Annotated in this window: 15 protein-coding genes; all 15 read left to right on the top strand. The window is 67.5% G+C overall.

Annotated elements, in window-relative coordinates; all coding sequences use genetic code 11:
• The first annotated feature begins 25 nt into the window (after positions 1 to 25).
• The 15 genes from GPA27_RS11230 (at position 26) to GPA27_RS11160 (ending at position 15,498) form a co-directional block, all read left to right on the top strand.
• Positions 26 to 2,641 carry a molybdopterin-dependent oxidoreductase gene (locus tag GPA27_RS11230; protein ID WP_169140473.1) on the top strand — a complete coding sequence of 872 codons (2,616 nt, stop codon included), beginning with the start codon at positions 26 to 28 and terminating at the stop codon, positions 2,639 to 2,641.
• Positions 2,641 to 3,255 (top strand): 4Fe-4S dicluster domain-containing protein, encoded by a 615-nt coding sequence (locus tag GPA27_RS11225; protein WP_076600583.1) that lies wholly within the window; start codon positions 2,641 to 2,643, stop codon positions 3,253 to 3,255. The genes GPA27_RS11230 and GPA27_RS11225 overlap by 1 nt, the downstream gene beginning before the upstream one ends.
• Before the next feature lie 11 nt (positions 3,256 to 3,266).
• Positions 3,267 to 4,166 carry a DmsC/YnfH family molybdoenzyme membrane anchor subunit gene (locus GPA27_RS11220; RefSeq protein ID WP_169140471.1) on the top strand — a complete coding sequence of 300 codons (900 nt, stop codon included), beginning with the start codon at positions 3,267 to 3,269 and terminating at the stop codon, positions 4,164 to 4,166.
• Between the two features lie 22 nt (positions 4,167 to 4,188).
• The gene (gene fdhD / locus GPA27_RS11215) at positions 4,189 to 5,151 is read left to right on the top strand and encodes a formate dehydrogenase accessory sulfurtransferase FdhD (RefSeq protein WP_169140469.1); all 963 of its coding nucleotides are present in this window, start codon (positions 4,189 to 4,191) and stop codon (positions 5,149 to 5,151) included.
• A 10-nt stretch (positions 5,152 to 5,161) separates the two neighbouring features.
• Positions 5,162 to 5,950, top strand: coding sequence for a cyclase family protein (locus GPA27_RS11210; RefSeq protein WP_169140467.1), 789 nt, complete (start codon positions 5,162 to 5,164; stop codon positions 5,948 to 5,950).
• Between the two features lie 10 nt (positions 5,951 to 5,960).
• A complete protein-coding gene (gene padE, locus GPA27_RS11205; RefSeq protein ID WP_169140465.1) occupies positions 5,961 to 6,533 on the top strand; it encodes an NADH-dependent phenylglyoxylate dehydrogenase subunit gamma in 573 nt (190 codons plus the stop codon).
• A complete protein-coding gene (gene padF / locus GPA27_RS11200) occupies positions 6,530 to 6,832 on the top strand; it encodes an NADH-dependent phenylglyoxylate dehydrogenase subunit delta (protein WP_169140463.1) in 303 nt (100 codons plus the stop codon). Before padE ends, padF begins: the two co-directional genes overlap by 4 nt.
• Positions 6,829 to 8,124 (top strand): NADH-dependent phenylglyoxylate dehydrogenase subunit alpha, encoded by a 1,296-nt coding sequence (gene padG / locus GPA27_RS11195; protein ID WP_211164942.1) that lies wholly within the window; start codon positions 6,829 to 6,831, stop codon positions 8,122 to 8,124. Before padF ends, padG begins: the two co-directional genes overlap by 4 nt.
• Positions 8,125 to 9,387 carry an NADH-dependent phenylglyoxylate dehydrogenase subunit epsilon gene (gene padH, locus GPA27_RS11190; protein WP_169140461.1) on the top strand — a complete coding sequence of 421 codons (1,263 nt, stop codon included), beginning with the start codon at positions 8,125 to 8,127 and terminating at the stop codon, positions 9,385 to 9,387. It abuts the gene before it with no gap.
• 4 nt (positions 9,388 to 9,391) lie between these two features.
• Positions 9,392 to 10,774, top strand: a complete 1,383-nt coding sequence (padI, locus tag GPA27_RS11185) for an NADH-dependent phenylglyoxylate dehydrogenase subunit beta (protein WP_169140459.1) — start codon at positions 9,392 to 9,394, stop codon at positions 10,772 to 10,774.
• 241 nt (positions 10,775 to 11,015) lie between these two features.
• Positions 11,016 to 12,026: an AraC family transcriptional regulator gene (locus GPA27_RS11180; RefSeq protein WP_076600590.1), complete on the top strand. Its 1,011-nt coding sequence runs from the start codon at positions 11,016 to 11,018 to the stop codon at positions 12,024 to 12,026.
• A gap of 257 nt (positions 12,027 to 12,283) precedes the next feature.
• Entirely contained in the window at positions 12,284 to 12,523 is a 240-nt protein-coding gene (locus tag GPA27_RS11175; RefSeq protein ID WP_139335884.1) for a hypothetical protein, read from the top strand.
• A gap of 60 nt (positions 12,524 to 12,583) precedes the next feature.
• The gene (locus GPA27_RS11170) at positions 12,584 to 14,554 is read left to right on the top strand and encodes an oxidoreductase (RefSeq protein ID WP_169140457.1); all 1,971 of its coding nucleotides are present in this window, start codon (positions 12,584 to 12,586) and stop codon (positions 14,552 to 14,554) included.
• A 149-nt stretch (positions 14,555 to 14,703) separates the two neighbouring features.
• On the top strand, positions 14,704 to 15,096 hold the full coding sequence (locus tag GPA27_RS11165) for a RidA family protein (protein WP_169140455.1): 393 nt from the start codon (positions 14,704 to 14,706) through the stop codon (positions 15,094 to 15,096).
• A gap of 9 nt (positions 15,097 to 15,105) precedes the next feature.
• The gene (locus GPA27_RS11160; protein WP_169140453.1) at positions 15,106 to 15,498 is read left to right on the top strand and encodes a hypothetical protein; all 393 of its coding nucleotides are present in this window, start codon (positions 15,106 to 15,108) and stop codon (positions 15,496 to 15,498) included.
• Positions 15,499 to 15,554: the final 56 nt, after the last annotated feature.

Raw genomic sequence — 15,554 nt, 5'->3', positions numbered from 1 at the left:
CGCGCAATTCCACCGAGGAGCGGCAATGGAGACTCTCACGCAGCCGGTGCAGAACTCGATGAAACCGGGCAAGTGGCTCAACTCGAGCTGCAAGATGTGCATCCACTCCTGTACGACGCGGATCCACGTCACCGAAGACGGCGTCGTCAACAAGATCGAGGGTAACCCGACGAGCCCGAGCAACAACGGCCGGCTGTGCCCGAAGGGCAACGCGGCGATCATGCGGCACTACGATCCGGCGCGCTTCCGCACGCCGCTGCGGCGCACGAACCCGGAGAAGGGGCCCGGCGTCGATCCGAAGTGGGTGCCGATCGGCTGGGACGAGGCGCTCGACATCGTGGGTCGCGAGCTCAGGAAGACGCTCGATGACGACCCGCGCAAGCTGATGCCGGCGATCAACGACTTCCAAAAGCTCTTCCTGTGGGCCTGGCCGGCGGCGCTGGGCAACGCGAACTACCTGTCGTCGGTCGGCAACTTCTGCGGCGGTGGCTACCACCCGATGAACGGGTTCATCCATGCCGCATTCGCCGCGGCGAACGACGTCAATTACTGCAACTACTGGATCAACAACGGCGGCGGCGACGGCTTCTCGTCGCACCTGCACACCGCCGCTCAGGCGAACCACGTCGCGAAGGCGCGGGTCGAGCGCAACATGCGTGTCGTCGTCGTCGAACCGCGGCTGTCGATCGGCGCCGCGAAGGCCAACGAATGGGTGCCGATCCGCCCGGCGACCGATCGCCAGTTCGCGTTGGGCCTGTGTCACGTGCTCGTCGCGGAGAAGCTCTACGACGTGAAATTCCTGAAGAAGGACACGAACGCGCCTTACCTCGTCGGTCCCGACGGGTATTTCGTACGCAACGGCGAAGGCAAGATCTGCGTGTGGGACGCGGTGGATAACTGCGCCCGCCTGTGGGACGACCCCGAGCTCAAGGACTTCGCGCTCGAGGGCACGTACACCGTTGACGGCAAGCTCTGCCGTCCGGCGTTCCAGAAGTTCAAGGACATCCTCGCCGACTGCTCGCCCGAGCAGATGGAGAAGTTGACGACGGTGCCTGCGACGACGACGCGGCGCATCGCGCGCGAGTTCGCGAAGGCCGCGCAGATCGGCTCGTTCATCGAGATCGACGGCCGCGTGCTGCCGCTGCGTCCCGCTGCGTACAACTACTACCGCGGTGCGCAGGGGCACAAGTACAGCGCGATGGCGAACCACGCGTTCAAGCTCGTGAACTTCCTCGTCGGCGCGATCGACACCCCCGGGGGTCACGTCGGCGTCACGCTCGACGACCAGATGCAGGACATCCGCGGCGGTTTCGGCGCCATACGGCCCGGCGAGAACGGCATGCTGCAGACGATGCCGCACCAGCTCCATCCGGAGGTGCCGTTCTCGTGGCCGCCGAACGAGACGCACCTGATGGGCTTCTTCCCGATCGGCGTCGATCCCGGGCACCTGACGCAGCACACGCTCGCGAACGCCGACAAGTTCGGGCTCGACTACCAGCCCGACACGCTGCTGATGTGTCACTCGAACCCGCTGTGGAACCTGCCCGGCGACCGCGAGCAGTGGTACGCGCTGCTGCGCGGGATGCGCTTCATCGTCGCGATCGACATCCTGCCGAACGAATCCAACGAGTGGGCCGACGTGATCCTGCCGTCGCACGACCTGCTCGAGTCGTGGAACATGACGATGATCGAACCGCCGCATCACGAGGGCATGTGCCTGCGCCAGCCCGCAACGCCGCCGCTGTACGACACGAAGAGCGAGGAGGAGATCTTCTACGAGATCTCCGAGCGGCTGGGGCTGCTCGAGACCTGGAACGGCATCCTCAACTTCGTCAACGGCTTCCACCAGAAGCCCGAGCTGCTGCTCGAGCCGAACCGCAAATACAGCGACCGCGAGATCGCCGAGCGCAAGGGCAAGCTGTGGAACGGGCAGGGGCTCGACTGGTACGTCGAGCACGGCCACGCGGTGACGCCGCGCCGTCCGGACAAGTGGTACCGGCCGTGGGACGGGATGCGGCTGCACTTCTATCTCGAGGACATCGTCCGCGCGCGCGACACGCTGCGGCAGAAGATGGAGGCGGCCGACGTGCCGTTCCGCCACGAGTGGGAGTGGGGCGACTACCAGCCCCTGCCGACGGCGGTGCCCGACCCGGTGCATCTGGAGCCGGCCGACTTCGACCTCTACGCGATCACGTTCAAGGACATCCAGATCAACTTCGGCGAGAGCATCGGCAACCCGTGGATCAACGACATCGTGTTCAAGGACCCGGTGCATACCGCGGTGCTACTGAACCCGAAGACCGCGCGCGAGAAGAGGCTCGACGACGGCGACGTCGTGCGCATCGAGTCGCCGTACGGTGCGATCGTCGCGAAGCTCGCGCTGTCCGAAGGCGTCCATCCCGATGCGGTGTGCGTGTCGAACGCGCTGTCGCGGGTCGCGACGCAGAACACCGGCGTGCGCCACGGCGGCGGCAACTTCAACCAACTGCTGCCGGCGAACCTGCGGCACACCGACGCGTGCAGCGGCCAGCCTGAAACGGTCGCCAGGGTCAGGCTGATCAAGCTTGCCGGCGTGCCGACGGATATCGCCGCGGGCAACTCGGTGTTTGGGCAGATGAGCGGCAAGGGGAGGGCGCACTGATGGCCACGTGGGGGATGGTTTTCGATCTGCGCCGCTGCATCGGCTGCAACGCGTGCGCGGTCGCGTGCAAGCAGGAAAACAGCCTGCCCGACGGCGTGTTCTTCACGAAGACGCTGTCGGAGGAAGTCGGCGAGTATCCCGACGTCACGCGCAGCTATGTGCCGACGATCTGCAACCACTGCGAGGACGCACCGTGCGAGAGCGCCTGCCCGACCGGTGCCACGTACACGCGCCCCGACGGCATCGTGATGGTCGATCGCAACAAGTGCATCGGCTGCGGCACCTGCATCGTCGCGTGTCCGTACGACCAGCGCACGCGCCTCGAGCCGGAGATGCTGCACGAGGGGCTTTTCGGGGGCGGACGGCTGACGCCGTTCGAGGAGCAGGGCATCGGGCGCTTCACCGTCGGCACCGTCGTCAAATGCACCTTCTGTCATGAACGCGTCGACGCTGGCCAGCTGCCAGCGTGCGTCGCGACCTGTCCGACCGAGGCGCGCATCTTCGGCGACTTGGACGACCCGGCGAGCCGGCCGCGGCAACTGATCCTGGAACGCCGCGGGCGCCAACCGTTGCCCGAGAAGAACACCAACCCGCGCGTCTTCTACATCGACTGAAGGAGATTCTGATGATCGCGAGCAACCGCATCGCGGACGGGACGTTCCGCGTCGGCGTCGGCCTGCAGAAGGCGTGGGGCGTGCAGATGGCCACCGCGTTCTTCTTCGGCGAGGCCGGCGCGGGGCTGTATTTCGTGGCGCAGTTCTTCGACTTCGTGCTCGGCATGGTCGCCGGCCTCGTCATGGTGCTGTTCGGCAAGGCCGGCGGGCACGTGCTGCACCTCGGCCAACCGCTGCGCGGCTGGCGGGCGCTGACGAAAGTGCGCACGTCGTGGGTGAGCCGCGGGCTCGCGGCGATCCTGGCGTTTGCTGTTGCGGGCTCACTGCACGTCGTCGACGTCAGTGCCGGCGTGCTACCGGCCGGGGTGTCGCAGCTCGTCGCAGCGGTTGCGCTGGTCGCGTGCTTCGTCATCATGGTCTACCAGGGCTTCGCGATGTCGCATTCGACGGCGATCGCGCTGTGGAGCGGCGGACTGATGCCGGTCGCGAGCCTGACCTACGCGCTGTTGAACGGCGTGCTGTTGACGCTCGTGTTCGGCTTCGGCGAGCCCTTCCTCGCGGAGCGGCCCGACAGCGTGCGGCTGCTGCAGGTCCTCGCGGTCGCGCTGATGCTGTACGGGCTCGTCACGGTGCTGAGCCTGCTGCACGGCGCGCGCCACGCATCGGAGGGTGGGCGGTTGTCGGTCGCGATGCTGCTCGAGGGCAGCTTCGCGCGCTGGTTCGTGCCGCTGGTGATCGGGGCGGGCTTCGTCGTCTCGGCGCTGATGATGCTCGCCGCGCCGCCCGCGTTCGCGTGGATGCTCGCGGTCGCCGGCCTCGAACTCACCGGCTATTACGCGTTCCGCGTGCTCGTGTTCAAGGCCGGCAGCTACGACCCGGCGCTGAGCCTCGCGTACCGCTTCCGGCACTGACCTGCCGCGAAGGAGACACCCGATGCGTACGAGCATTGCCCCGCAGTGGCGGGCGAGCGGCAGCCGTGTGGTGTCCGCGCTCCGGCTGACCGCCGGGGACGCGCGCGGCGAGGCGACCTGCCGCGTCATCGACGAGGACGCGCTGACGATCGACGTCGAAGGCGTCGGGCGCTACACGCTGATGTGGACGCCCGCCGAGGGTGACGAGGGCGCCGACGGCGCCGCCGGCTTTGTTGCCGGGGAGGGCGTGCTTGGCGACGGAACGGTGCCCGAGCGGCTCGCGCTCGCGGCGGGCTTCGCGTATTCGGAGGGGATCATCAGCAGTGTCGACGATATCGCGACGATGGCTGTCTGCCCCGATCGGCGGGACGTCGTGCGCATGCGCCTGGTCGCGCCCGAACGCGCCGCAGCGAGGCGGCGCGACGTCGTCGTCGCGAGCTCGTGCGGCCTGTGCGGCGGACGCGACGCGATCGAGGACGGTTTCGACGACTTCGCTCCGGTCGCGGCGCGGCTCCGCCTCGCGGCCTCCGAGCTCGCCGCGCTGATGGCGGCGATGCAGCGCCGGCAGCGCCTCTTCCGCACGACCGGCGGAGCGCACGCCGCTGCGGCGTTCTCGCCGCGTGCCGGGATCGTCGCCGTCGCCGAGGACCTCGGCCGCCACAACGCGCTCGACAAGGTCATTGGCGAATGCCTGCTGCGCGAAGTGCCGCTCGCCGGCTGCGGTGTCGTGCTGTCGTCGCGGCTGAGTTACGAAATGGTCGCGAAAGCCGCGCGCGCGGGCTTCGAACTCGTCGCTGCGGTGTCCGCGCCGACCTCGCTCGCGATCGCGCTCGCGGAACGCGTCGGCATCACGCTGTGCGGCTTCGTCCGCGGCGCTTCCGCGACCGTCTATACCCATCCGCAACGCATCCGCGACGGCGCCGGCGGGCACGAGTCCCCGCGCGCGGCGGGTGCCGCAGTGGTTCCTTTCACGCTCGAAGACTGAGGAGAAAAGCATGACCGCCAATGGCAATGTGTTGACGCAGCTCGCCGCGGAGCTCGCCCGCGGCTCGATCAAGGTCGTCGACCTGACACAGCCGCTCGGCCCCGACACGCCGGTACTAGCACTGCCGCCGCCGTTCGCGAACTCGCCGGGCGTGAGCTTCGAGACGATCTCGCGGTACGACGACAAGGGGCCGGCGTGGTACTGGCGCACGATCCGCATGGGCGAGCACACCGGCACGCATTTCGATGCGCCGGTGCATTGGGTCAGCGGCAAGGATCGCGCCGCCAACACGCTCGACACGATCCCGGCCGGGCGCTTCGTCGGCCCCGCCTGCGTCATCGACATCAGCCGCGAGGCGGCGACCGATCCGGACTTCCTGCTCACGCGCGACGCGGTGCTCGCGTGGGAGGCGAAGCACGGCCGCATCCCGCCGAAGTCATGGGTGCTGCTGCGGAGCGACTGGTCAAAGCGCGTGGGCGTCGCCGAGTTCCTGAACTGCCGCGACGACGGGCCGCATTCGCCGGGCTTCGACCGTGGCGCGACGGAGCTCCTCGCGCTGGAGCGCGACGTGCTCGGCGTCGGCGTCGAGACGGTGGGCACCGACGCGGGCCAGGCGCACAGCTTCGATCCGCCGTTCTGGACGCACCACATCATGCAGGGCAACGGCAAGTTCGGGCTCGCGAGCCTCACGAACCTCGACCAGCTGCCGCCGACCGGGGCCGTCGTCGTCGCGTCGCCGCTGAAGCTCGTCGGCGGCTCCGGCAGCCCGTTGCGCGTGCTCGCGCTCGTGCCGGCCTGACGGAGGCGTCATGTTCGAGATGCGATTGCACGGACGCGGCGGACAGGGAACCGTGCTCGCCGCCGGAATACTCGCGAAGGCGCTCGTCGCCGAGGGAAAGCACGTCGTCGCGGTGCCGCAGTTCGGCTTCGAGCGTAGAGGTGCACCGGTCGCGGCCTACCTGCGCGCGTCCGAGACGCCGATGCGCGCGATGACGAACATCTACACGCCGGACTGCGTCGTCTGCATCGACTCGTCGCTGCCGCGCGTCGTCGACATCTTCGCCGGGCTGCGCGCCGGCGGGATGCTGGTGCAGGCGAGCAGGCTCGCACCGCAGGACATCGCGGTGCCGCCAACGGTCGCGACGGTCGCCGTGTGCGATGCGGTCGGCATCGCGCGCGAGGTCTTCGGGCGGCCGATCACCAATACCGTGATGCTCGGCGCCTTCGCGCGCGCGACCGGCCTGGTGTCGCTCGAGGCGCTCGACCGCGCACTGGAGGAGACGAGCTTTCGCGACGGCGGACTTGTGCAGAACCGGCGTGCGCTCGCGCTCGGCCATGCGCGCACCGTCGTGCATCGCATCGGTCAGCGGGAGGCAGCATGAAGAAGCAGGCGGTTCCGCTTTTCGATGCGAGTGCGATCCCGAAGACGCTGTGCCCGATCGCGACCGAGTACAGCCGCATGCTGCCGGGCGACTGGCGCTCGTTGCGCCCGGTCGTCGACCGCCGCAAATGCGTGAAATGCGCGGTGTGCTGGCTGTACTGCCCGGTGCAGTGCGTCGTCGAGCGCGCAGGCTGGTTCGACATGAATCTTGCCACCTGCAAGGGCTGCGGCATCTGCGCGCGCGAATGCCCGCAGCGCGCGATTTCGATGGTCCCGGAAGAGGATGAGGAAATGACATGAACGAGGTCGTCGAGATGACTGCACCGGTCGCCCACGCCGCGAGCGGCCGGATCGCGCCGGACCACGACGCGGTGGTCGCGAGAAAGGAACCGAAAATCCTCGTTTGCGACGCCAACGAGGCGGCGGCGTGGGGCGTCGTGCTGTCGCGACCGGACATGGTTGCGGTGTACCCGATCACGCCGCAATCCTCGCTCGCCGAGTATGTCGCGCAGTTCGTCGCCGACGGCGTGCTCGACGCCGAGCTCGTCGAGGCCGAGGGCGAGCACAGCGTGCTCTCGGTGCTGCACGGCGCGGCGCTCGCCGGCGCGCGCACCTATACGGCGAGCTGCGGTCAGGGGCTCGCGTTCATGTTCGAGCCGTACTTCCGCACGCCGAACCTGCGCCTGCCGATCGTCATGTCGATCGTCAACCGCGACGGCATCACGCCGCAGTGCGTCTGGGGCGGGCAGCAGGACGCGATGACGGTGCGCGAGGTCGGCTGGGTGCAGCTCTTCTGCGAGACGGTGCAGGAAGTGCTCGACACCATTGTCATGGCCTACCGCATCGCCGAGGACCGCTCGGTGATGCTGCCGGTGAACGTCAATCACGATGGCAACTACCTGTCGAACGGCATCGTGCGCATCGAGCTGCCGGAGCAGGCGGAGGTCGACGACTTTCTCGGTGCGCCGGACGTGAATTGGCACGCGGCGCTCGACCCCAAGCGGCCGATGGGCGTCGATCCCTTGACCGGGGGGGCGACGGGGCCCGGGCCGGCGCTCTTCGTCGGCTACCGCCGAGGGCACTGCGAGGGCATGCAGAACGCGCTGCGCGTGATTGTCGAGGTGCACGAGGAGTGGGCGCGCCGCTTTGGCCGCCGTTACGCGCCGCTCGTCGAGGAGTACCGGCTCGACGACGCCGAGTACGCGCTCGTGACGATCGGCAGCATGGCGGGCGCCGCGAAGGATGCCGTGGATGCCGCGCGCGAGCGGGGCGAGCCGGTCGGGCTCATCCGCATCAAGACACTGCGGCCGTTTCCGCTCGATGCGATGGTCGCGGCGCTCGACAAGGTGCGCGCCGTCGGGGTCGTAGACCGCGCCGTGTCGTACGGCTGGAACAGCGGGCCGGTGCATCAGGAGACGCTCGCGGCGCTGCAGTATTGCCCCCACCGCGTCCCGTGCCTGTCGCTGATCGGCGGCCTCGCGGGGGCGGACCTGACTCAAGCGCATTTCGAGCGCGCGATCGCCGAGACCGCGAGGCTGCTCGTCTCGCCCTGCCCACGGGAGCCGGTGTGGCTCAATGCCGAGGATCGATGAATGGAACAGTTCGACTATGTCGTGCTCGGCGCGAGCCACGCGGCTCTCGAAGCGCTGCGTGCGATCCGCGCCCACGATTCGGATGGCAGCATCGCCGTGCTCGATCGCGAGGCGCGGCTCCCGGTGTCCCCGACGGTGCTGCCCTACGTGGTGTCCGGCAAGCGCCCGGAGGATCGCATCGCACTGCGTGAGCGGGGCTGGTTCGACGACCTGCGGGTCGACTACCGGCAACAGGCCCACGCCGCCGCCCTCGACAGCGCGCATTCGCGGCTGCGCCTCGCCGACGGCAGCGAGATCGGTTACGGCAAGCTCTTGCTCGCTACTGGCGCCGCGCCGGCGGTTCCTCCGATCGCGGGCCTGTCGGACGTGCGCTTCCACGTGCTGCGCACGCTCGACGACGCGCTCGCGCTGCGCGAGGCCGGGCGGTCGGCCGGGCGCGCGGTCGTCCTCGGCGCGGGGCTCGTCGGCATGCATGCGGCGGAGAATCTGGCGCGCGCCGGGGCTCGCGTGACGATCATCGAGATGCGCGACCAGGTGCTGCCCGGCTACTTCGATGCGACCGCTGCGGCGCGCATCCAGGCCGCCTTCCACGACAACGGAGTCGAGGTGCTGACCGGTCGCCGTGTCGAGCGCGTCGCGCCGCGTGCGGGAGGCTGCACGGTGCAGCTCGACGGCGGTGATCCGTGCGACGCGGACCTGCTGCTCGTCGCCGCAGGGGTGCGGCCTGAGGTTTCTTATCTGGCAGGCTCCGGCGTCGCGGTCGAGCGCGGCGTCGTCGTCGACGCGTTCATGCGCAGCACCGCAGCGAACGTCTGGGCGGCGGGCGACGTCGTGCAGACGCCGAGCTTCTTCGGCGATGCGACGCCGGCCGGCGGCATCCTGCCCGACGCGGTCGAGCAGGGCCGCACTGCTGGCATGAGCATGGCCGGCGACCCGGGCGTCCAGGCCTATCCCGGCGGGGTGTCACTGAACACGTACGGGTTCTTCGGTCGACGCGCGCTGTCGGTCGGGCGGGACGCTCCCCAGCAGGGCGGAGCGGATTGGGAGGTGCTCGTGCGCGGCGGGGAGGGCAGTGACGCCTATCTCAAGATCGTGCTGCGCGACGGCCGGCTGCAAGGCGTTTTCGGCGTCGACGTGCTGTTCGACCCCGGGATCATGTGGGAGCTGATCCTGCGCCGCGTCGAACTCGGCGCGCGGGCCAAGGCCCTGCTCGAGGACCCGCAGGACGCTGCACGTGCCCTGATGTCCGGACTGTGGAGATGAGTCGATGAGCGCAACCCCTACGATCGCCTTCGACGCCGCGCGCTGCGACGGTTGCGGACACTGCATGAACGCCTGCGTGAGCGCTAAATCTTCGGATGCGCACCGGGCGCAGCCCCGGATACAGATACTGCGCGACGACGAGAGCGGGCGCTGGGGCATCGCGCAGTGCCGCCAGTGCGGCGACCCGCGCTGCGCGTCGGTATGCCCCGCAGCAGCGCTTGAAAAGGGCGACGATGGCATCGTCGCGTGGGACGGCGAGCGCTGCGTGAACTGCCTGATCTGCACCGCCGGCTGCACCTTCGGCGGCATAGCGTTCAGCGCCGCAGAAGGCCACGTGGTCAAATGCGACCAGTGCGAGGGCGCGCCTCAATGCGTCGCGGCCTGCACGCGGGGGGCGCTGCGCTACGTCACGACGGCCAACCTCTACAACCGCTGGGGCGATCTCGAGGACCTGTTCGTGCCGGGCCTGGGTGGCTGCCAGGGCTGCAACACCGAGCTCATCATGCGTCACACGCTGCGCCGCGTCGGGTCGAACACGGTGCTCGCGACGCCCCCCGGATGCATTCCCGGCATGGGCTCGGTCGGCTACAACGGCATGCTCGGCTGCAAGGTGCCGGTGTTCCATCCGCTGTTGACGAACACCGCCTCGATGCTGACCGGCATCCGCCGCCAATACAAGCGCAAGGGCCGCAACGTGACCGCGCTCGCGCTCGCAGGTGACGGCGGCGCGGGCGACGTCGGTTTCCAGTCGCTGTCGGGGGCCGCGGAGCGCGGCGAGCAGATCCTCTTCATCTGCGTCGACAACGAGGGTTACATGAACACCGGTGCCCAGCGCTCGGGCAGCACGACCTACGGTGCGTGGACGGCGACGACGCCGATCGGTGAGAGCGCGCGCGGCAAGACCCAGGACGCCAAGAACCTGCCCCTGCTGATGATGTGGCATGGCTGTGAATACGTCGCGACCGCCTCGACCGCGTTCATGGAGGACTTCTACGCGAAGCTCGAGGCGGCGCTCGACGCGTCGCAACGCGGCTTCGCCTACCTGCACCTGTATTCGCCCTGCACGTCCGGCTGGCGTTTCCCCTCGGCGAGCAACATTGAGGTCGCCCGCAAGGCCGTCGAGACCAACTTCGCCGTGCTGTGGGAGTACCGCCGCGACCAGGGATTGAAGCTGTCGCGCGACATCGAAGATCCCGCTCCGGTTACCGAATACCTGAAGCTGCTCGGCAAGTTCCGGCATCTCGACGCCACGCAGATCGCGCACATCGAGCGACACGTCGCGGAGCAGGCGCAGGTACTGCGCGAACTGGCGCGAATGCATCCGCGCGAGGGTCGACAGGTAGTTGGGCATCAATCTGATTTGATGGCAGTTGACCTGGATCAGTAACCGTCCCCGCGCCTGGCCCTACTATGCACAAGGATATACAGGGATACTGTATACATTGACCGATTTCCCTCGGGCCCGCCGGGGTCCAGGTCGGTGCGGCCACCTCACAAGAAGGAACAGGAGGTTCGACAATAGACGCTGAATAGGACGCGTACGACGGCGCAGACCGCGCGTGTCCGAAACGATTCCGAGGCCTGGCAGCAATAAGAAGGCACGGAATCCACACCGGAGGAGGAAAACCATGACCCAGGCGTTGATGACGTCGCTGGGAGGGCGCGACGCGCTTTCGCGCTTCACGCTTTTTCATACCCGTGACCTCGACGAGGCCCGGGACCGTGTGGCGGGTGTGTTCTGCCCGCACGACTTGAAGTTTGCGGGCTGCGACAGCCGCGTGAATACCCGCATGCAGCATGCGCCGATCCGCGGCGTGTCGGTGAACCGCCTCGGTTATGGCGCGACCGTCGCGATCGACGCGGGCTGTCTGCACGATTTCCTGCTCGTGATGATGCCGCTCACCGGACACGCCGACGTGCGCTGCGGCGAGCAAGCAATCCACTCGACGCCCGAAGTCGCATCGGTGGTCACGCCGACGCTGCCCTTGACGGAGATGATCTACGACGAGTGCGACCAGATCATGGTCAAGATTGACCGCGCGCTGCTCGAGAACGTCTGCGCGCAGCATCTCGGCCACCCTTTGCGCAAGCCGCTGGAATTCGGGCTCGGATTCGAGATGTCGAGCCAGGGCGGCGTCAGCTGGCAGGCGCTGGTGTCATATCTGGTATCGGAGTTCGAGCATCAGTCGCCGACGGTCACATCGTCGCTTGCCACGGCGCAGATCGAGCACCTGCTCGTCAGCACGCTGCTCATCGTGCAGCCGAACAACTATCGCGACGAACTCCTGAACCCGTCGCAGTCGATCGCGCCACGCCACGTGCGCCGGGTCGAGGAATACATCGACGCGCATGCCGATCAGGATCTGACCGTCGGGGACCTTGCCGCGTACGCCAACGTCAGCACGAGCGCGCTTTTCGCGGGTTTTCGCGAGTTCCGCAACACGACGCCGATGGCGTATCTGAAATCGGTGCGGATGCAGCGGGTGCATGAGGAATTGCGCGACCCCACATCCGCCGAAAGGACCGTGACCTGTATCGCGACCCGCTGGGGATTCCACCACCTTGGTCATTTTGCGACCGCGTACAAGTCGAGATTCGGCGAGTCGCCGTCACGGACACGGGAGAAGGCGCTGGCCTGAAACCGGTCTGCGTATCGTGAGGCAGTTTGCAGGCTCGAGCTTCACGTCAAAAACTTATATGGGATATGCGTTCAGGGTGATTGACGCTGAACGGGGAATTCGTTTGCCCGCGCCGCTTAGACGTCTTCACGGGATTTTCGCGGCAGCTCCTTCAAACCCATACCGGGTGGGGGGGGAACTGCAGGAGGCGGCCCGATACATTGACTCCACGTGCAACGGTTTGGGTGATCCAGGCCGATTCGTTCGAGGAGAACAACATGACAGCTCTCGGGAATGTGATGGCATTGGTGCAGGAACTTCAGGAAGAGAAGGCCTTCGTGTCCGAAGAACCGCTCGGCCCCGGCGGCTTCGTGTTCCCGGCGGCATGTTCCTGCGTATGCGGGTCCTCGCTCGGCGACGTCCTCGGGTGCATCCGCGACATGCAGGGCGAGAGCCTGCGTGAATTCATTGCGACGCTGCCGCCCGTGCAGGGACCGCGTAGCGCCGTCGCTGCCTGAGACGGCCGACCGAAGATTCAAACGAAGTTCCAGCCAAAACGAATTGACGAGGAGACAACGATGAAGCGACCCGGCGAGCTCAAGCTCCCCCACCTGTTCAAGCCCGGCAAGATCGGCAAGTACGAGACCAAGAACATGGTCAAGTACGGCGCCTGCTGCGTCTCGAACTACAACACGCGCGACGGTTACATCACGCCGCGCGAGCTCGCACGCACCCGCGTAATCGCCGGCACCGGTGCCGGCATTATCACCAACCAGGGGGCATACCCGGACCCCCTCGGCGAAGGCAAGGCCTACTTCCGCCAGGTCGCGATCTTCGACGACAAGTTCCTGCCGCAGTTCGAGACCATCGCCCAGTACATCCACGACAACGGCGCGGTCGCGATCCAGCAGATCCTGCATGCCGGCCGTTACGGCGGCATCGACCTGGGCTACTGCATCCAGCCGTCGGTGGTGCCGCAGACGCTGCCGCACTTCCGCCCGCCGCGCGAGCTGACGAAGGAGCAGATCCGCGCGATCGTCATGCAGCACGCCGACGCCGCCAAACGCGCGATTCGCGCCGGTTTCGACGGCACCGAAGTCACGAGCTTCATGGGCTACCTGCTCGCGAACTTCAACTCGCGCTTCACCAACCAGCGCACCGATGAATACGGCGGGTCGATCGAGAACCGCGGCCGCTTCATGCGCGAGCTCATCGACTCGATCAAGCAGGCCACCCCCGAGCATCCGCTCATCGTGCGCCTGAACGGCGCCGAGCTGATGGACCGCTGGGGCGGCAACAGCGAGGACGAGTGCTTCGAGCTGATGCAGCAGGCGGTCGACTGCGGCGTCGACATGATCTCGGTGACCGTGGGCTGGCAGGAGGCGCCCGAGTCGTCGATCGGCCGCGACGTCGCGCCGGGGCATTGGAACTATTTGTCGGCGAAGGCGAAGAAGCTGTTCCCGAACACGCTGATCACCTTCGGCAACCGGCTACCCGACCCCGTCATGGCGAACCAGTGCATCGCCGACGGCATCTTCGACTACTGGGAAGTGTGCCGCCCGATGCTCGCCGACCCGGAGCTGCTGCACAAGGCGGCCGAGGACCGGCTCGACGAGGTGCGCCGCTGCATCGGCTCGCTGAACTGCCTGTCGCGGCTCTTCCGCGATCTGCCCTACACCTGCGCGATGAACCCGACGCTGGGTCACGAGGTCGAGCCGGAGTACCACGTCACGCCCGCCGCGGTGAAGAAGAAGATCATGATCATCGGCGCCGGCCCCGCGGGCATGGAGGCGGCGATCACCGCGAAGCGGCGCGGCCATGACGTGACCGTGTTCGAGAAGGGCGAGCGCATCGGCGGCAGCCTCGTCGGCTACGCGTCGAACGACCTCGCGCGGCCCGACGACCTGATGTCGGTCGTGCGCTACTACGAGACGATGGCGCGCAAGATGGAGATCGACGTGCGCTTCAACACCGAGGCCAACGCGAAGTTCATGCGCAGCATCCTCCATCAGTACGACGTTTGCATCGTCGCGGCGGGCTCGCGCACCGACATGAACGCCTATCGGCACATTCCGGGCCACGACAAGCTCGTCGATGCGCTCGATGTGGCGACCGGCAAGGTGCAGCCCGGCAAGCGCATCGTCATGGTCGGGGCGGGCAAGATCGGCCTCACGCTCGCCGAGTCGCTGTGCAAGCAAGGCCACGAGGTGGTCATCGTCGAGGAGGACAAACGCATCGCCGGCGACGTCATGCCGTCCTTCAAGTGGCGCCACTCGGCGTGGATCGAGGAACTCGAGATCCGCACGCTGACCTCCTCGGTACTCGCCGGAGTCACCACCGAGGGGGCGATGGTGCGCAGCGCGAAGGGCGAGGAGACCTTCGTCGAGGCCGACACCGTGATCGTGTCCGGGCCGCGCAAGGCGAACCACGACCTCTTCCACGAGTTCCAGTGGATGGTGGACGAGCTGCACGGCGCCGGCGACGCGGTCATCGCGCGCGGCCTCGATGCGGCGATCCACGAGGGCTACCGGCTGGGCGTGCGGATCTGAGGCGTTCCCATCAACCCGTTCCACCTGTAGCGATGGCAGCTCGAGTGGGACGCATTTTCTCCCTCCCCTTCAAGGGGAGGGTTGGGGTGGGGATGGGTCAAGCCTCCGTGGCATAAAACCGAACCACCCATCAACGAGGAAAACGAGACATGCAATTCCTGCAACCGCCCGGCTGGGTTCGCCCGAAAGGCTATTCGAACGGCGTCGTCGCGAGCGGCCGTATGGTGTTCGTCGCCGGCCAGGTCGGCTGGGACGAGAACGAGAAGTTCCAGACCGACGACCTCGTCGGCCAGGTCCGCCAGGCGCTCACCAACATCGTCGCGATCCTCGCGCAGGCCGACGCGCGCCCGTCGAACATCGTGCGCATGAACTGGTACCTCGGCGACGCGGCGGAATACAACGCGCGGCTCCCCGAGATCGGGGCGGTCTATCGCGAGCTGATCGGCAAGCATTTCCCGGCGATGACGGCCTTGCAGGTCGCCGGCTTCGTCGAGCACGGCGCGAAGGTCGAGATCGAAGTGACCGCAATGTTGCCGGCGTAGGGGCAGGCGATGGAAACGGCCGGAACGGCGCTCGATTGCGCGGCATGGAAGGCGATGCTGGATCGCGAAGGGCTCGCCGCGGCGGACGCCTCCGTCGGCGTGCTGACGAAGGACGCGTTTTCCGCCCGTCGCGGCCGGGTCCTCGTGTGGCGGGGAAGCTCGGGCGGCGCGAGCGTCGCGCTGCGCGATTTTTGCGGCGACTTCGATGCCGACGTCGCGATGCTGCTCGTCGCCGATGACGAGGCTCTGGCCGCGGTGGTGGAGCAGGGCCTCGCGGAGGTGCCGCAGCTCGTGCGACGCGGCAAGCTCCATCCGTACATGCTCAGGTCGCTCGACGGACTGGAGGCCGCTGGCCTCGCCGACTTCGTCGAGGATTTCGGGCTGGTGTTTCCCCGCCATTGACCCGGCAGGCTGGCCAGGAATGAATCTGATACACGGAAACTTCCCCGAACACCCGA

The sequence above is a fragment of the Aromatoleum toluolicum genome (genome assembly GCF_012911005.2).
GTDB lineage: Bacteria > Pseudomonadota > Gammaproteobacteria > Burkholderiales > Rhodocyclaceae > Aromatoleum > Aromatoleum toluolicum.
The sequence above is the reverse complement of the archived record's forward strand: the minus strand, read 5'-3'. Positions and strand labels throughout refer to the sequence as shown.